Here is an 18791-nt window from a genome sequence, read left to right on the forward strand (position 1 = left end):
AAAAGGAATAAGGCTTTTCGCCTTATTCCAATTCATGTATCGTAACTTTTCTTGTATGAAGCGTATGGCTCCATTCCTTGTTTTTCATCATTACTATACCTTGCATGGCTATAGGTATCCAGGTAAGGCAGTACAATATGTATGTAGGGTAATAAAGGAACAGCTTATATGAAAGCTTCTTATCATAATACAAGCATAAGGGTATCAGCAGGAATTGTGTTAAACCATATACTTGAAAGAATGCCGGAGCAATTTGTGCTGATATTACATACATGCTCTCATCCATTACATATGTATTTACTAAAGGAACCAGCAGCATTGCAGCGCCGATCAGTATAAGATAAGGCTGCAGCGTATATACTGCACAGTCAACAAGTGCTATATTGCGTTCCTTTATGCCCTTTATGAAAAGCTTGAAGAAATATCTGGAGCAGACATCCGCAAAACCCTGCATCCACCTTCTTCTCTGCTTCCAGGACTGAGCCATGGTTAGGGGCTTCTCATCATATACTATTGCTTCGTGAGCCCAGCCTACCTTTATGCCATTCAGCATCAATTTCATAGTAAATTCAAGGTCTTCTACCAGACAGGTAGCATGCCAGCCAACCTGTTTCAAAACGCTAACATCCACGCAGAAGCCTGTGCCCCCAATTTCACAGCTCATTCCCATAAATGATCTTGCGCATTGGAACAGCCTGTTGGAGGACCAGAAAGCAATGGAATAGCTTGCTGTAATCCATGAATCATTGGGGTTCTTACTGTCTATGTAACCTTGTATAACTTTATTGCCATCACAAAGCTTGCTGTTCATTTCCTTTAAAAAATTCTTTGATACCAGATTATCGGCGTCGAATATGACAGCTGCATCATATTCACAATCTTCCCCATACAGTTCCTTCTCAAAAGCCCACTCCAGGGCATATCCTTTGCCGCCCTTCTTATCGTCAAACCTCTCAAGTACATTTGCACCTGCTGCACTTGCGATTGCAGCTGTATTATCCGTACAGTTGTCCGCAATTACGAACACTTCGTAAGAATCCTTGGGATAATTCAGTTGTTTTAAATTATCCACTATATTCTCTATTACGACTTCTTCATTATGGGCAGGAATAAAAATTGCAAATCTTTTTATAGGCAAATAATTCTTTGAGGCTTTGCCGTATACCTTCTCTGCAAGCCCGAATATTGAAGTAGCAAAGTAATAGAAGCCCATTGTGAAAAACAGTATCTGAAATATTAAAAATATGATATTTATTGAATCCTTAAACATTAATGTCATTCCCTCCGCTTACATTAGAGGCATAAACCTACTGAAAATGGTTAGAAACACCGTTTTCTTAATTTTCCCCTGTGGTTTTTTTCATACTCTACCATGATATCACTTTTCCCACCATAATAAAACTATACTGGATATTATATTTGGGACTACTTTCCCATTATTCACATTCTAGGCTAAAATAACTCAATGTATTGCAATTATACTTGGAATCTATCCGGAATGCTCGAATTTAAAAAAAATAATAAGACACTCAGTCTTATTATCTCTCGTATTTGCAAATATATTAATAATTCTGTCTAATTTGCTTCCTGCAGAAGCGTTAGAGCCTTAGGACTCATGAACGTTATCCTGTTCTGAGGTGTCGCAAATTCCTTTTCTACGAAGGACTTTGCTCCATCATTGCTGTTCAGCCAAACCATATAATATATGATAAAATCATCCTTCAATATGCTGCTTCTGTTGTATACCATGTCGGGACTCCTGCCCAGGCAGTCGGATACTGCAGTAATAACATCATTCATCATTGTGGGAATTTTACTTAGAGACACAATTATCTCATCTTCTGTGGCTGTGATTACTATTATGCTGCTATTCTCAGCGTTTTTTACTGTAACCACTGATTTCCTCACTATGGCTTCCGTCAATGCGTCCAATAGTGCCCCTTGAAACTCCTTCTCCATATACATATCCATCCTTTCAGGTATTGAACGCACGTCAGTATACTCATTGTGTATAGTGCGAATTCAATAACAACTAATGAAACCGATTTTGCGGAATTTGATTACTTGTATAGCTGTTTTTCCGCAAAACGCCTGCCTCACATCAAAAACGCTGCGGTAACAAGATTCGATACAACATGAGTTATTACGGCTCCATAAAAGCCCTTCTTTTCGTACATGAAGGTGCAGTAAAGTCCCAAACCCAGAAAGGTAGGAATACCTGATACATTAAAATGCAGCAGGGTGAAAAGGGCAGATGATATGATTGCAGCCACAACAGCCGGCATCCTTGGGAGCAAAAGCTTATCATATATATAATACCGGAAGATATATTCCTCCACAAAAGGCGCCAATACCACCACCAAAACAAAGAGCATGACTTTGTAATACAACTCTCCGTCTACAAACTCACCAACTATCTCTTGAGGTTTGGCGCTAATTCCTAAATATACATCTATTATATTTATGTATAATCTGTTCAACTGGCTTATCACAATCTTAAATACCAAGGCTGCTCCAGCGACAAAAGCGATATCAATGTAGCCAATTGACCATATATTGATGTCTCTCAACTGTGTTTCGTTTTCTGATTTTCTATGTACTCTGAAAATGAGTATAAGCACCCCGATAAAAGGAACCAGCTCCTGGGTCAGAAATGCAAAAAACCAGTACAAAACACATACTGTAATCTTGGCAAATGGGTTGAGGTCCTTCATTACATACTTATAAAGCGATATAAATATCGGAATGTTAAGCAGCAAAAAAGTAAAGATCAAAATAAATGTCTCATAAAACAGCAAAATCGTCCCCCCAATCCGATAAACCTACACTCCGGCCGTCATTACCTCCCATAACTCCTCTCTCCCCGCATGGGTTTCCGAGGAATAAGGTATCAAAATACCATTTTCGTCCATTTCAAGCTTTTTCCTAATTATATTCAAATTCTTGTTTACTGATGACCTCGATATCTTGTCTAATTTCGTTGCAACAACAATTACAGGCTCCTTGTAATACTTTATGAAATCGTACATTAGCTTGTCATCTGCCGTTGGCTCATGTCTTATATCAACAAGTAAAACCACATACCGTAAGTTTTCTCTGTTTTTTAAATATTCTTCTATCATTTTGCCCCAGGCTGCCTTTTCAGTTTTAGCTACTGCCGCATAACCGTAGCCAGGCAAGTCCACCAAAACGCTTTGCTCATTAATCAGAAAGAAATTAATCAGTCTGGTCTTCCCTGGATTTGAGCTGACTTTGACAAGCTTTTTCCTATTGAGCAGTGAATTTATCAGTGAGGATTTCCCCACATTGGACCTGCCGGAAAAAGCTATTTCCGGCAGGTCCAACTCTGGGTATTGATCTTTATGAACTGCACTTTTTAAAAATTCACATTTCTTAATTATCATTTTTATCACCCTTTACCAGAGCATGTGGCAGGACCTCATCCATATCAGACACAAGCACAAATTTCATATTCCTTTTTACTGTGTCTGGAATCTCCTCAAGATCCTTCTCATTCTCAAAGGGCAGAATAATAGTCTTTATACCTGCACGCTTAGCAGCAAGCACCTTCTCCTTCAGCCCGCCTATAGGAAGCACCCTGCCCCTTAAGGTGATTTCTCCGGTCATCGCAACCTCTCTGAATACCGGTGTCTTGGTCAAAGCTGATACCAAGGCTGTAGTCATTGTTATTCCTGCCGAAGGACCATCCTTGGGAGTGGCACCCTCCGGAACATGTATGTGTATATCCATATTCTTTGTAAATTCCTTATCAATACCAAGCTCTTCAGCTCTGGAACGAATATAGCTTAAACCGGCTCTTGCTGATTCCTTCATGACATCCCCAAGCTGACCTGTGAGCTCTAGCTTGCCTGTGCCAGACATAACAGAAACCTCAATAAAAAGCGTATCTCCGCCCACAGGTGTCCAAGCAAGGCCAGTTACTACACCTATCTCATTCTTCTGATTAATAATATCATACCTGTATTTTGCTATCCCAAGATATTTCCTGAGATTAGCAGGAGTTATCCTGACTTTTTTCTTATTATCCTCAACTATTTGAGTTGCGCATTTTCTTATAACATTCGCAATCTCCCTCTCCAGGCTCCTTACTCCGGCCTCTCTTGTGTAACCACTTATTATGCCTTTTATGGAAGCCTCAGATATAAGTATATTCTCCACGCTCAGCGAGTGCTCTTTTATCTGCTTAGGCACAAGGTAATCTGTAGCTATATGAAGCTTCTCCTCTTCTGTATAGCCAGAAATATGAATTACCTCCATCCTATCCAAGAGCGGTGCCGGTATCGTGTCTATCGAGTTTGCAGTCGTGAGGAACATAACCTTGGAGAGGTCAAAGGGCAGCTCCATATAGTGATCCCTAAAGTCCTTGTTTTGTTCTGCATCAAGCACCTCAAGCAGTGCAGATGCCGGGTCTCCCCTAAAATCACTTGCAAGCTTGTCAATTTCATCGAATAGGAACAGCGGGTTCTTGGAGCCTGCCTGTTTGATAGAATATATTATTCTGCCTGGGATAGCTCCAATATAAGTTCTCCTATGTCCCCTTATTTCAGCCTCATCGCGTACTCCACCCAAGGACATCCTGGCAAACTTCCTTCCCATAGCCCTCGCAATGGATTTGGCTATGGAGGTCTTGCCAACCCCAGGAGGTCCGACTAAGCACAATATAGGTCCTTTCATGTTGTTGGAAAGCTGTCTTATTGCAAGGTATTCAAGCACCCTCTCCTTAACCTTCTTAAGGCCATAATGATCCTCATCAAGCACCTTTCTGGCATTCTTTATATCAAGGTTGTCGACCGTAGCAATGTTCCATGGCATATCAAAAATCCAGTCCAGATAGGTTCTGGTTACTCCTACCTCAGGAGAACCCGGGGACATCTTGGACAGCCTATCCAGCTCCTTTTCTACCTTATCCTTTACTTCTTCAGGAACCTCAAGCTTTGAGAGTTTTTCTCTATACAGGTCAATCTCTTCTGTATGGCCTTCCTTTTCACCCAGCTCCCGCTGTATAGCCTTAAGCTGCTCTCTCAGATAGTACTCCTTCTGTGATTTGTCTATCTGCTTTCTTACTCTGCCGTTTATCTTTCTTTCTATTTCAAGTATCTCAAGCTCCCTGGAGAGAATCTCATAAATCTTCTCTATTCTTTCCTTTATATCAAATAAAGATAGTATTTCCTGTTTCTCTTCTATCTTGATTGTAAGATTGGAAGCCACTACATCTGCGAATCTGGATGCATCCTCTATGTCTGATACAGTAATAAGCGTCTCTGGTGCGACCTTGGGGTTTGCCTTAATATATTCATCAAATACTTCAAGCACGCTTCTTCGCAAAGCTTCCAGCTCCAAATCCTCATCCTGCTGCACTTCAGCCTGTTCCAGCACATCTGCAAGGAAGTAAGCTTCCTCTGAAATTATCTCCTGTATTTTAGCTCTGCTAATCCCTTCAACAAGCACCCTTATTGTATCCCCCGGAAGCTTTAACAGCTGCTTAATCTTTGATATGGTGCCCACCTCATAAAAATCTTCGGTGTCAGGCAGATCTGTGTGAGCATCCTTTTGCGTCACAAGGAATATAAGCTGATCGCCTATCATAGCTTCTTCCAATGCCCTTATGGATTTCTCCCTGCCCACATCAAAGTGCAAAACCATATAAGGAAAGATACTTAGGCCCCTTAATGGCAGCAGTGGCAACCTTTTGATATCGTTTTTTCTTTTTGTCATATCATCAACTCCTGTAAATCTATATAAAAATATTGGATTAAACTCTAAAACTTGGCCTAACTTATTATAGCTTTACGGATAAAAATTATCAATATATTTAAAGGACTTCATAGATGTAGTGCTCTGCTGCCAGATACGAATATTATCACAGGGCACATCGTGCTTATTATTTGGAATCGCTCATTGCCTGTATAGTTGGTGTATTGCTCATACCCGTTGCAGTTAGTATGTTCATATCAACAGGCTGTGCTATGAGAGTTTTCACTTCTGCCTGTCTCATGGTGGCTATGTTGACTGCCTCTATGATATTATCTACCGGTATCACTTCAATATCAAAGGTATTGAATATTTCCTGCCAGTTCTCCTTTGGTATCATTACTCTTTTTGCCCCAGCATGCAAAGCAGCTTCAACCTTGGGGATAATCCCGCCTACTGCTTTTACTTTTCCCCTTATTGAGATTTCTCCTGTCATTGCTATTTTGTTGTCTATATAGGTATTGGTTACAGCAGAATATATAGCAACTGCTATTGTAACACCCGCAGAAGGCCCGTCTACAGGTGTTCCGCCGGGGAAATTCAAGTGGATATCATAGTCACAGGGGTCTATCCCCAGATACTTCTTAATTACAGTAAGTACATTATCAGTGGATGCCTTGGCCATGCTTTTTCTTTTAATAGTTCTGCCGTCTCTGGAGCCTATCTCTTCTTCTTCAACTATTCCTGTGACGACTAGCTTGCCGGTTCCTCTCGGGGCGCTTGCCGCAGTTGCTTCAATCTCCATAAGCGTTCCCATATTGGGACCATATACTGCAAGTCCGTTAACATATCCGACCTGAGGTTCATCATTGATCTTCCTCTCAGGCCTTGGGCTGTACTGTCCATTGTTAAGCACCCATTCTATGTCACTGACTGTGATCTTGTTTCTACTTTCATTAATATTCACACCAACTGCTGTTTGTACTATATTTACAGCTTCCCTGCCGTTTGTTGCATATTTTCCTACAAGCTCGGCTACCCCTTCTTCACTTTCAAACTTGATTTTGTTAAGAGCATTTGTTGTCACCTTTATGATTTCATCCGGAGTCAGAGATCTGAAATATATCTCAAGACATCTTGAACGCAATGCGGGAGGTATTGCTTCAGGGCCTCTTGTAGTAGCACCTATCAGCCTAAAGTCAGCCGGAAGCCCATTCTGGAAAATATCATGGATGTGGAAGGGTATGTTGGAATCCTCTGAGCTGTAGTATGCGCTCTCCAGAAACACTTTCCTGTCTTCAAGTATTTTAAGTAGTTTATTCATCTGTATAGGATGCAGCTCACCAATCTCGTCTATGAATAATACGCCTCCATGCGCTTTGGTTACAGCACCTATCTTAGGCTGTGGTATTCCGGCAACACCCATTGCTCCTGCACCTTGGTATATTGGATCATGCACAGAGCCAATAAGCGGGTCTGCAATACCTCTTTCATCAAACCTCACAGTTGTTGCATCAACTTCAATGAACTTGGCATCCTGCCTGAAGGGACAGTTGAATACTTTCTTTGCCTCCTCCAGTATAAGTCTGGCGGCAGCTGTTTTCCCAATTCCAGGTGGACCGTATATAATCACATGCTGCGGATTAGGACTGCATATTGCAGCCCTTAGAGCCTTCACTCCATTCTCCTGGCCCACAATTTCATTAAAATTAGATGGCCGCGTAATCTCAGACAAGGGTTTTGTGAGCTCAATATCCCGCATATGCTGCAGCTTTTCCATTTCCTTCCGTGATTCTTTTTCTATCGCAACCTTATTCCCCTGCTGGCTCCTTAGCAGGTTCAGAAAATATAACCCAATTACAACCGCAAAAAACAACTGGATAACTAAAAACAATTGTGTCATCGTGTCTTCCTCCCTCTCTTAACTGTATTCAGTGTATAACAGAGCTTCTATCTCAATTGAAAAGCTATTTATATGAAAAATAATGTTTTCCGCAAAATGTATTGCTCCGCGATATTTGAAGCATTGATAATATTATCTGCCCATGGGTTTTTTTTATCCTGTACTTCAAAAATTTTGACAAAATTAGTGCGTATGAATAAATGCTTATTAAATTGAATAATGTTAAATAGTTCTATATAATCTATATAGAACGCATTTAACATTATTCAAGTAGAAAAAAGTGCATAGGTGGAGGTGCGAATATGCCAACAGTAAAAATTCATGTTTCCTCGACAATTCTTCCTTTTCAGAAGCCTATACTGGTTAAGGAAGTGAGAAAATCAATAGTGGAACTGCTGAATACTGATGAGAGAATCAGCCAGGTTATCCTATATGAAGCTCTTCCACAGCTTAGAAGTGCCCATGAAAGCAGGAGCAGCAGCTTTGTATATGTAGAAATAATAATGTACCCCGGCCTGAGTTCCGAGAATAAAAAGGTGCTGCTGCAGAGAGTCTGCAGCCTGGTTTCCAAATCTATAGAAATTGATATGAAAGATATCAGCTGTTGTATAATAGAGGTTCCTGCTGAAAACTGGTATGAAGGGGTTTTGCAAAATTAAGAGCTGATTTAAATTCATACAGATTTTACACATTTGAAACACAGAATTGCCGGAGTTCTTGGGTATTATTAAATTGTAGCAGAAACGAAAGCTTCAGTTACAACTAAATAATAAGGAGTGTAAGAAAATGAAAAAAATGTTAGTTTTAACTATGGTATTGGTGTTTATGTGTGCTCTCTCAATAGGGGTATTTGCCGAGGAGCCTGCAGGGGATGCAGTGAATCCTGAGCTGAAGGCCGAACTTAAAGAAATGAGAGCTGAGTTGCAGGGTCTAAGAACAGAACATAAGGACCTTCACCTGCAGGTAGTAGAAAAAAGAACTGATATCAAGGAAACCATAAAGGACATTAAGGAATCAGGCTCATTGGAAATCCTCGATACAATACAGCCTTACAGGGAAGAGCTCAAAGCCATACGAGAAGAGCTTAAGACTCTAAGGGAAGCAAAAAAGGAATTGTGGACAGAAATAAAAAGTGCAAAAGAAGTGAAGGATTTTGAAACAATAAAGGATAAGCTTGCACAGGTAATTGAGTATAAGGGGCAGATAATAGAAAAAGTTGAAGATAAAATCGTGCTCTTGGATAGTATAATAGATGCATTGGAATAGAAAATAAAAAAACCGGTTCGGGTATTACCCGAGCCGGTTCTGTTTTTTTAAGATGCTGTACCTCGTTTTGCTTTCTGGCCTTTTCTGGACTGCTTCTTGACAGTCTTTTTCGACCCTGGTTCAAGGTACACTATGTTTGGTTCTTTATGCTCCAATATCGATTCCTTTGTAACTATGCACTTGTCTATATCATCCCTGGAAGGGATTTCGTACATTACATTCAGCATAGTTTCTTCAAATATCGCCCTTAAGCCTCTTGCTCCAGTCTTTCTGTCCAAAGCCTTCTGTGCAATCTCATCTATGGACTCCGGTTCAAACTCCAGCTCTACATTATCCAGCTCAAATAGCTTCTGATACTGTTTCACAAGAGCATTCTTCGGCTCAGTGAGTATCTGCACCAATGCTTTTTTATCCAGAGGATTAAGAGTAACTATAATTGGCAGCCTCCCTACGAATTCCGGTATCAAACCGAACTTCAGAAGGTCTTCAGGCATTATCCTCTTTAAAATCTCTCCTATATCCTGCTGTTCCTTAGACTGTATATCAGCTACAAAACCCATGGACTTCTTGCCTGTTCGGTTCATAATTATTTTTTCAAGACCGTCAAAGGCTCCGCCGCAGATAAACAGAATATTGGTAGTATCAATCTGTATGAACTCCTGATGAGGATGCTTTCTTCCTCCTTGAGGCGGTACGCTTGCCACTGTACCTTCAAGAATCTTAAGAAGCGCCTGCTGCACTCCCTCACCGGAAACATCTCTGGTGATTGAAGGATTTTCAGACTTCCTAGCTATTTTGTCAACTTCATCGATATAGACTATACCCTTCTGCGCTTTTTCAATGTCATAATCTGCACTTTGAATCAACTTCAAAAGTATGTTTTCTACATCTTCTCCCACATAACCAGCTTCAGTCAGTGAGGTAGCATCTGCGATAGCAAAAGGAACATTTAGCATCTTCGCCAGGGTTTGTGCAAGTAATGTCTTACCTGAGCCTGTGGGACCTATAAGTGCTATATTGCTCTTCTGCAGTTCCACATCATCAATCTTGTAATCAGAATTTATTCTTTTATAGTGGTTGTATACAGCAACTGCCAAAGCTTTTTTAGCTTCGTCCTGCCCTATTACATACTGGTCAAGAAATTCCTTGATCTGTGCTGGTTTTGGAACATCCTGCAGCTCTGTATCCAATTCCTCGTCAAATTCCTCGTCAATGATCTCCTGGCAAAGCTCGATACATTCATCACAAATATATACACCTGGGCCTGCTATTAATCTCCTGACCTGTTCTTGATTTTTTCCGCAAAAAGAACATTTCAGCTGTTTCTTATCATCAAATTTAGCCATCTTTTCACCTCACATTACCTTCTCTTAACAAGGATTTCATCAACAATTCCGTATTCCTTTGCCTCCTCAGCTGACATGAAATAATCTCTTTCAACATCTCTTTCAACTTTTTCTAAAGGCTGCCCTGTCTTTTCACTAAGTATTTCATTCAGCCTCTTTCTAGACTTTAGAAGCCTTTCAGCATATATTCCCACATCTGTTGCCTTACCTTGTGCTCCGCCGGAAGGTTGGTGAATCATAATCTCACTGTTTGGAAGGCAAAATCTTTTTCCCTTTGCTCCGGCAGTCAGCAGGAATGCGCCCATGCTGGCCGCCATACCTACACAGATTGTGGAAACATCGGGCTTGATATACTGCATTGTGTCATAAATTGCCATACCTGATGTGATTGATCCGCCGGGACTGTTGATATAAAAGCTGATATCCTTATCAGGATCATCAGCTTCCAGAAACAAAAGCTGTGCAACTACCAGGCTTGCTGTCACATCATTTACTTCATCGCCCAGGAAAATTATCCTGTCCTTCAGAAGTCTTGAAAAAATATCATAGGAGCGTTCTCCTCTATTGGTCTGTTCTACAACTATCGGTACTAAGCTCATAAGTATCCTCCTCATCCTCGAAAGATATTATTTGGTTACACTGTTTTCCACAAGGAAGTCAATAGTCTTTTGGACTATTATTCCATCCTTTATATATGATATTTCGTCTTCTTTTAAGGTTTCCTTGAATTTTTCAATATCCTGCTTATAGTGCTGTGCTGTCTTTTCAATTTCTGTATTCATATCTTCCTCTGTAGCCGCAACACCTTCGACTTCAGCTACCTTTTCAAGCACCAGCTGACTCTTTACTCTAGCCTTGGCTCCACTTCTGTATGACTCTTTGAGTGTATCCATATCTGTGTTCATATATTTAAGGTAAGCTTCCAGATTCAAGCCCTGATATCTAAGCTGGTAATCGAAATCCCTAAGCATTACGTTTACTTGTGCATCAACCATTACCTCTGGAATATCAACAGTCGCATTCTCTACAATCTTACTGATGACTTCATCTTCATACTGCTGCTTCTCCAGCCTCTTAGACTCTTCTTCTCTTTTTTTCCTGATATCTGCTTTCAACTCATCAAGGCTATTGAACTCGCTTACATCCTTTGCAAACTCGTCATCAAGATCAACCATCTGCTTTTCCTTGATTTCTTTTACTGTAACCTTAAATATGGCGGGCTTTCCTGCTAGATCTTCGCTTCTATAATCCTCTGGGAATTGGACATTGACATCTACTTCTTTACCAATCTCAGCGCCAACAAGCTGTTCTTCAAAGCCTGGTATGAATTGTCCAGTGCCTATCTCAAGATTGTGGTTCTCAGAAGTGCCCCCCTCGAACTGATTACCATCAACAAAGCCTTTAAAGTCAATTATTGTAATGTCTCCGTTTTTTACAGGCCTGTCAGTAACTTCTACCAATCTGGCATTTTTCTCTCTCATTTTTTCGATTTCTTTATTTACATCTTCATCAGTAACATTATACTCTTTTTTTTCTGCTTCTATTCCTTTATACTGTCCCAACACAACTTCTGGCTTTACAGTAACTGTAGCTTTGAAAATCAGTCCTTTGCCGCCTTCAATATCAACTATGTCTATGTCAGGTCTGTCAACTGGATCCAGGTTGTGCTCTTTGACTGCTTCGTCATATGCATCCGGGCAAACAATATTTATGGCATCTTCGTAAAAAACTGCTTCGCCATAATGTCTCTCGATTATTTTCCTCGGTGCTTTTCCTTTTCTGAATCCGGCAATATTGAACTTTTTTACATTCTTGAGGTATGATTTCATTATTCCTTCCTCAAGCTTCTCTGGTGAGACTGATATCTCCAATGTTGCAATATTGTTTTCAATTTTTTCTAATTTTGAATTCATGTGTTTCCTCCTTAATTATGTAATTCTGCAAGCTATTCTTTTGCTTATTAATTTTATCTAAATTCAAGCATTAATCCTTGTAGAATCAATGGTAATTTGAAAGCTAAATCGCTTCAATCCTTTATATTATAACATACCTATAACCTTAATCAAGATTTTTTCACATATTCATAGACTACCTCACTGCTTGCTCAAGAATGCTTAAGGTTCTGCTGCAAGTGTCGATTAAAGCCTCCGCACCTATTGGGATTGTTATATTGGGCTTACAGTGTCCAATCTTGTAGCCTTTCAGCACCGGTTTGTCTATATTTTTAAACATATCCTCAAAAACCTCTTCCAAACTCAGGCTCTTTTCAGGCTCTTTCGGGTCTGAGTCTCCCCAATCGCCCAGCACAACCCCTGCCGCATCCCTAAGCTTTCCGGCTAATCTGAGCTGGTTCAGCATCCTATCTATACTATATGGTTCCTCATTCACATCCTCCAGCAGTAATATCCTGCCCTTGGTGTCGATTTCATAAGGCGTGCCAAGAGAAGCTGCTACTATGGAAAGGTTGCCGCCAACCAACTCCCCCTTTGCTCTGCCTTCAGCAACAATCTCGGGGATCTCTGGATTTGGCACTTCTCCTATTGGTTCTGTGCTCCCCAATGCTTTTTTCACAGCTGCTTTAGTCTGTTTACCCAGACCTCCTGCAAAGTCTCCTCCCATAGGGCCATGAAAAGTTATAAGGCCACATTCCTGGTAAATTGCATTGAGCAAAGCCGTTATATCGCTAAAGCCCATGAATATTTTAGGATTATCCCTGATAAGCTTGAAATCCACAAGGTCCAATATACGCTGTGAACCATATCCTCCCCTCAGGCAAAACACTGCATTTACCTCATCATCCGCAAACATCCTGTTGATGTCATCAGCCCTTAATTCATCCCCGCCTGCCAGATAACCTCTGCTGCTGTATACCGACTCACCTGTCTTGACTCTATAACCCATGGCAGTCAGGTTTCTTACTGCCTTTTCCACTTTCGAGTGATCGGATGGGCTGGCAGGAGCGACCATTCCGATTGTATCACCGACCCTCAGTCTTTTTGCCCTCATTGCAACACCCCATTTAAATATGGATACTTATCCTTTTTTTAGATAAAGCGTTACTTCCTCCCTATTATGAAAAAGCTGCTTTACCGCTAAAACCTCAAATACCTCTTTATATATAGTAAGAACTTCCTTGATTGTCTTTCTTACTTTGTCGCCCATAAGCTTCAAGGTTATTACAGCAGTTCCGCCAGACTTTAAGTATACTGAAGCATTATTTATGAGCCTTGCAGTGTTTTTAGGATTCCAGCTTATATCCGATGTCATCAGGTCAAAGCTGTCATTTTTCAGCTCCAACTCTGCAGCATTTGCTTTTATGAACTTGAAATTCGGATATTTGAACAGTCTGGCATCCATATCCCCCGTATCTACAGCGGTAACCTGAAGGCCATGCTCTAAAAGCACTGATGTCCATCCACCCGGAGCAGCCCCAAGATCAAGTGCGTAACGGAACCCTCCCATCTCAATATTGAATACCTCAATGGCTTCCATTAGCTTATATTTGGCTCTTGAAACGTCATTCTCACTCTTTTTATAATGTATCATGCCACCTGACCAGTCTGAGATATTGTCATCAGGGGTGCCAAGTCCTATACAGCACTTTTCAGACCACAGCAATATTGATATGATCTGCTCAGGCTCCTTAACCTCGGGAATAGCACCCATACTGTCTGTAAGCACAGCATCAACAGCACTTTTGACATCTATTGAGCTGTAAGGATAATCCCCCAGGCCCTTCCTGACTTGAACAGCTATCCTTTGCCCCTCTGATATTCTGCTTCGATATTGCTTGACCGCATCAGCTGTCTTCTGGGGTCCGTCGGCTTCTAAATCAATAATATAGTCAACTGCATTCATATGCCTTATAAATACCGGTTTCTTAGCCTTTACAGCCTGTATAAAATCAAGCTTCTCAAGCTTTGTTTCTATAATAGCGACCCCATTTTCTAAAAGCTTTACAACTCTTACGCTTCCATCTATCTCTTGCAATTCACTGAGACCTTGATTAAAGTATTGTGCTGAAGCAGTAATTACAAACACGCTGTTTTCCATCGTTTACTTCCTTTCCTATCCACGTTCTCTTTCAAAATCAATAAATCTTGTACCCCGGTGAGTCAGCATTCCCGCATCACCTTCCACATCCAGTCCGAAAAGCGAGCTGCTTACAGGGAACTCCAATCGTTCTCCCTTCTCAGTTTCAAAGGTAACATAATAACTGGTATGTGCACTCATATTTCCATGCCCGCCCCAGGTATGTGTACGTTTTGCTAAAAGCCTTGCAGGTATACACTCCTCCGGAATCCCGCTGTTTCTCACATACTGACTGACTCCTTTAACTAAAGATGTTATGAATACCATAACCACAATTGCAAAGACTATGAATATAAAAAACGGAACAGCCGAAAACATAAATGAATCGAATGGATTTCCAAAGCCCATAAATACCCCTCCCAAGCTTCTGTATTAATATAGAAACAGTTTATTAAAAAGGCATCAAATATGTGTATGTTATAAATCTATTATTTCTAGGTTTATAAAATTTAGCCAATTATACCAGAATAATTCGAAACCACAAATATAATAACAGATATACTTATGTTTAGCTATATTATACCAAAAATAACGTTCCGCATCACTGCGGAACGCTATTTTAATCTCAAATGCTTATTACTGCCTTACGGGATTTAATCCCCTTATGAGCGTAGTAAGCTCATTTCTAAAGCCACTTATAGGACTTCCGCTCTTGACTCTATCTCCGACGCTCCTAAGTCTTTCAAAAAAGTCGGCATCTGTGCTGACATACACTGTTTGTATTCTCGGATCAGTTGATTTCACCCTCTGGGCGCATGATCGTTTTACTGCATCAAGACCAGTTGCGTTCCCATAGGAAATATTTCTGCCTGTAAGGTCCCCATCAGTATCTATACCTACATAAGCCGTATTTCCATTTACAACAACAGTCGCGTTGTCAACGCCGGCCATTTGTTCGATGGATCTTGCTATTCCATCAGCCTGAGTTGTTCCTCCGGTATTATTCAATCCATAGTTTGGAGAGTTGTTGCTTCCTCCAACATTTCTATAATCATTCCCATATCCGCCATACATGCCTTGATTATAGCCACCGTACCCGCCATAACCGCCGTAGTAAGATGGGGTGCCTATTCCAGTTGCTCCTCCGCCATAGTTGTCTTTACCTGGTAGTGTGCCATAGTTGCCTTTTGATGCTACTCCGCCATAGTTGCCAGTAGTTCCTGTTCCGCCATAGTTGGTTCCAGCTCCTGTTGCGCCATAACCGCCATAGCCTGGATTGTTTCCTGCTCCGGGATTGTTTCCTGTGCCATAACCTAAATCGTAGGGGTTATTAGAACTTGGCCCCATACCATTATATGTGCCTGTGTTTGTGCGATTACCTGTTGTTGTGCCTGTACCACGGTTGTAATTGTAGCCCGTGGTACCCTGCCCTGGCTGTACTGGTGTTTGCAGAGGTCTTCTAACTGCACAAGCTGTAAACACGAATGCAAAAACCAATACTAAAGCTAATATGACACCTGTTTTTCTTCTCATAGGCTGTTATTCCTCCATATTTTTTATTTTTGGTTTTGCATTTATATTTTTCGCTAATCTTCTAATAATATTAAAAAACTTATTTACTTTTATTCCAAATAAAAAAGCTGCAATTTCTTGCAGCTTTTGGTTGCTTATCAATCTTTTTCAAAGAAACAGCTCTTGCCCACGAACTCCCTCAGTATCGAATTGGTAGGAATCTCTTCTATATCTGCATTTAGGAAATATTGCAGAAATTTTGAAAGTCTCTTTGCTTCTATATATTCCGGGACGCTGTTATCTATCTTCTCCAGCTGTGGCAAAGCTATCTGATTCAACACAGCCAGCTCATATACCAGAGATGAATTGAACATTATATCAGCTTCCTCCTGGAAGGGGTAAATATAAGTATCTTCCCCTCGTCTCACCGAGTCCCATCGTTTTATTGTGGAAAGTGCATCTGCAGACCTGAACTGGAAATCCCTCACTATGCGCCTTATAAGTCTTAAATCGGATGTAGGAATCCTGTTATGGTCATCTATGCTGAGGTGTGTGAGGGCGCTTATATAAATCTTGAACTTTTGCTCCCTGGGAATATCCTGTGTGAGTGTTTCGTTGAGGCCATGTATTCCTTCAACCACAAGCACCTGCTCTTCACTGATCCTCAGTTTTTTGCCCCTCCACTCCCTATTCCCTGTATGGAAGTTGAAAGAAGGCATTTCCACTTCCTCACCTTTAATTAGTCTCCTGATTACATCATTAAAAGTAACTATATCAATTGCAGCTATTGTCTCAAAATCAAAATCTCCAAATTCATCTATAGGGGTATCCACTCTGTCCTTAAAGAAATCATCTATTGATATGGGAACCGGCTTCAAGCCATTAACTCTCAACTGAACCGACAGACGCTGGGCAAAGGTTGTTTTCCCAGATGAGGATGGTCCGGCTATAAGCACAAGCTTCTTATTGTTTGAAGCAGAAATCATATCTGCAATCTGTGCGATTTTCTTTTCATGGAGACCCTCAGCAACCGCTATTACCTCACTGATTCTGCCTCCATTTATCGCGTCGTTCAAATGACTTATATTTTCCAGCTCCAATATCTTTCCCCAATTTTCAAACTCTCTGAATATATTGAAAAGCTTTTTTTGCTCCTTGTATTCGGGCAGCTGGTTGGGAGTTGACTTCTCAGGAAACCTCAGCACGAGTCCCGGCTTATTGAATTTCAGATCAAACAGTTTGAGATACCCGGTAGAGGGAACCATATATCCATAGAAATAATCATGGTAACCGTGACAGCTGTATACATTGATGTACTTTTTCTTACGATATTTTATCAAATCCACCTTATCCAGCTGTTGAGTGCTCTTAAAAAGTTCTATGGCCTCAGTACTGGCTATTTTTCTTTTTTCAAAGGGTATATCCTGTTTTTGAAGCTCCCACATTTTTTCTTCTATTTTTATAATATCCGGCTGTGTCAAAGGCTCATTCTTATGAACCTCACAATAAAGCCCTTTGTTGAGGGAATGCTCTACTGTGACCCTGCACCCTTTGAATACCTCTTTTGCCGCTATTATAAACAGAAAAGCCAAGCTTCTCGAGTAAAACCTGTTCCCATAGCCTGTAGTTCTATCAATAAACTGCAGAGTGCAATCCTTTTGGATTTCAACCCACAATTCCTTAAGCTCGTTATTCATAATTGCTCCAACAATATCTGATTTAAAGCCCTGCTGAAAATCTTTTGCGATCTCCGAAAGCTTGGTTCCCTTTGGATATTCCTTGTTTATACCTTGGGGAAATGTCATTAATACCATATCTTTCATAATTCAAGCCTCCAATCATAATAGATTATTATCCCGCATTATCAAAATAAAAATCGTGCAAATATACATCACTATCTTATTCACCATAAATAAAAATTACCATATTTTTTGAGTAGTAATATGTTTATTTTCGTCAGTAATGTTTAAAATCCTTTATTTAATACAGCTTTATCATTTCCTACTAAATTTAGAAATATTTATATTTAAATTGAGTAGACTTTATAATAGAATATATATGCTGAAACATATTTGTTTTACAGGTTTTAACGGTACCGCAGTACTGTGTTATGAAAAATGAAAGGTGGGTCATGTATGCTTAATTACAAAATAGTCGGCAACGCAATGCAGCAGATTGTTGTGGAGCTAGGAGCTAATCAGCTGATGTACAGTGAAGCCGGAAAATTCCTATGGAAAACAGACAATATCAAATTTGAGACTTCCTTCAATGTAAGTGACAAAAAAGGTCACTTTGAAGAAAAAGGCGGCGGGGGACTCCTTGGCAAGTTCATGGATACCGCTGTCAATGTGGGTAAAAGAAAGCTGGCAGGGGAGTCTGCTGCATTTCAAGTATTCAATGTTACTCATGGGCAAAGCGGCTTGGTAACTTTCGCCCAGACTATTCCCGGTGAAATAAAGGCTCTGAATATTGAAGACTTTGGTGAGCTGTATGTTCAGAAGGACGGCTTCCTGGCAGCAGAAAACACAGTAGACTTTGATATCGCACTTACAAAGAAGGTTGGCGCTGGCTTCTTCGGTGGTGAAGGCTTCATCCTTGAGAAATTTACAGACAAAGGTACTCTTTTCATTGGTGCCTGCGGTAATTTCATAGAGCTTAATCCTGCGGATTACGGCGGAAAGATACAGATAGACACCGGCGCTCTGGTTGCCTTTGATAAGAATATTGATTATGATATTGAATGGGTAGGTAAAAGTGCAGGCCAGGTAGCCAAGAACCTCTTGTTAGGCGGAGAAGGACTTTTCCTCGCCACTCTCTCAGGAAACGGAAAGGTACTACTCCAAAGCATGAACATAACAACCCTGGCTAGAACGCTTTTCAGGAACGCAACCAAATCATCTGCTGAAGACAGAAGCAGCGGCAACGTGCTCGGCGGGCTTGGCAGCCTCCTTGGAGAACTAGGCGGCGATAAGTATTAAGCTATTTAAAGCTCCGATAAATGTATCGGAGCTTTTTAGTGT

17 protein-coding genes are annotated in these 18791 nt (G+C 40.7%); 3 read left to right on the forward strand and 14 right to left on the reverse strand.

What is annotated here, in order from left to right; genetic code table 11:
* Positions 1–22: 22 nt before the first annotated feature.
* From VEB00_15860 to lonB, 6 genes are all read right to left on the reverse strand, one after another.
* Complete coding sequence (locus VEB00_15860; protein ID HYF84491.1) at positions 23–1279, reverse strand: glycosyltransferase family 2 protein; 1257 nt, start codon at positions 1277–1279, stop codon at positions 23–25.
* A 296-nt stretch (positions 1280–1575) separates the two neighbouring features.
* Positions 1576–1959, reverse strand: coding sequence for a hypothetical protein (locus tag VEB00_15865; protein HYF84492.1), 384 nt, complete (start codon positions 1957–1959; stop codon positions 1576–1578).
* A gap of 137 nt (positions 1960–2096) precedes the next feature.
* Positions 2097–2798 carry a CPBP family intramembrane glutamic endopeptidase gene (locus VEB00_15870; protein HYF84493.1) on the reverse strand — a complete coding sequence of 234 codons (702 nt, stop codon included), beginning with the start codon at positions 2796–2798 and terminating at the stop codon, positions 2097–2099.
* 24 nt (positions 2799–2822) lie between these two features.
* Positions 2823–3404: a ribosome biogenesis GTP-binding protein YihA/YsxC gene (yihA, locus tag VEB00_15875; GenBank protein ID HYF84494.1), complete on the reverse strand. Its 582-nt coding sequence runs from the start codon at positions 3402–3404 to the stop codon at positions 2823–2825.
* A complete protein-coding gene (gene lon, locus VEB00_15880) occupies positions 3394–5736 on the reverse strand; it encodes an endopeptidase La (protein ID HYF84495.1) in 2343 nt (780 codons plus the stop codon). Before lon ends, yihA begins: the two co-directional genes overlap by 11 nt.
* A gap of 166 nt (positions 5737–5902) precedes the next feature.
* On the reverse strand, positions 5903–7615 hold the full coding sequence (lonB, locus tag VEB00_15885; GenBank protein ID HYF84496.1) for an ATP-dependent protease LonB: 1713 nt from the start codon (positions 7613–7615) through the stop codon (positions 5903–5905).
* Positions 7616–7917: 302 nt separating this feature from the next.
* Between lonB and VEB00_15890 the strand changes: the two genes are divergently transcribed.
* Both VEB00_15890 and VEB00_15895 read left to right on the forward strand, forming a co-directional pair.
* Positions 7918–8274 carry a tautomerase family protein gene (locus tag VEB00_15890; protein ID HYF84497.1) on the forward strand — a complete coding sequence of 119 codons (357 nt, stop codon included), beginning with the start codon at positions 7918–7920 and terminating at the stop codon, positions 8272–8274.
* Between the two features lie 127 nt (positions 8275–8401).
* The gene (locus tag VEB00_15895) at positions 8402–8881 is read left to right on the forward strand and encodes a hypothetical protein (protein HYF84498.1); all 480 of its coding nucleotides are present in this window, start codon (positions 8402–8404) and stop codon (positions 8879–8881) included.
* 47 nt (positions 8882–8928) lie between these two features.
* On the opposite strand, the gene clpX is transcribed toward VEB00_15895, so the two are convergent.
* The 8 genes from clpX to VEB00_15935 form a co-directional block, all read right to left on the reverse strand.
* Positions 8929–10227 (reverse strand): ATP-dependent protease ATP-binding subunit ClpX, encoded by a 1299-nt coding sequence (gene clpX / locus VEB00_15900; GenBank protein ID HYF84499.1) that lies wholly within the window; start codon positions 10225–10227, stop codon positions 8929–8931.
* 14 nt (positions 10228–10241) lie between these two features.
* Positions 10242–10826: an ATP-dependent Clp endopeptidase proteolytic subunit ClpP gene (gene clpP / locus VEB00_15905; protein HYF84500.1), complete on the reverse strand. Its 585-nt coding sequence runs from the start codon at positions 10824–10826 to the stop codon at positions 10242–10244.
* Between the two features lie 27 nt (positions 10827–10853).
* Positions 10854–12140 (reverse strand): trigger factor, encoded by a 1287-nt coding sequence (gene tig, locus VEB00_15910; protein HYF84501.1) that lies wholly within the window; start codon positions 12138–12140, stop codon positions 10854–10856.
* A gap of 175 nt (positions 12141–12315) precedes the next feature.
* Entirely contained in the window at positions 12316–13233 is a 918-nt protein-coding gene (locus VEB00_15915) for an LD-carboxypeptidase (GenBank protein ID HYF84502.1), read from the reverse strand.
* Between the two features lie 27 nt (positions 13234–13260).
* On the reverse strand, positions 13261–14280 hold the full coding sequence (locus VEB00_15920; GenBank protein ID HYF84503.1) for an SAM-dependent methyltransferase: 1020 nt from the start codon (positions 14278–14280) through the stop codon (positions 13261–13263).
* A 15-nt stretch (positions 14281–14295) separates the two neighbouring features.
* Complete coding sequence (locus tag VEB00_15925) at positions 14296–14667, reverse strand: DUF2500 domain-containing protein (protein HYF84504.1); 372 nt, start codon at positions 14665–14667, stop codon at positions 14296–14298.
* Between the two features lie 228 nt (positions 14668–14895).
* Positions 14896–15792, reverse strand: coding sequence for a YhcN/YlaJ family sporulation lipoprotein (locus VEB00_15930; protein ID HYF84505.1), 897 nt, complete (start codon positions 15790–15792; stop codon positions 14896–14898).
* A gap of 137 nt (positions 15793–15929) precedes the next feature.
* Positions 15930–17594: a nucleoside kinase gene (locus tag VEB00_15935; GenBank protein HYF84506.1), complete on the reverse strand. Its 1665-nt coding sequence runs from the start codon at positions 17592–17594 to the stop codon at positions 15930–15932.
* Positions 17595–17906: 312 nt separating this feature from the next.
* Here VEB00_15935 and VEB00_15940 point away from each other — a divergent pair, with 312 nt between their 5' ends.
* The gene (locus tag VEB00_15940; protein ID HYF84507.1) at positions 17907–18749 is read left to right on the forward strand and encodes an AIM24 family protein; all 843 of its coding nucleotides are present in this window, start codon (positions 17907–17909) and stop codon (positions 18747–18749) included.
* Positions 18750–18791 lie beyond the last annotated feature (42 nt).

The organism is Clostridia bacterium (genome assembly GCA_035628995.1).
Classification (GTDB): domain Bacteria; phylum Bacillota; class Clostridia; order Lutisporales; family Lutisporaceae; genus BRH-c25.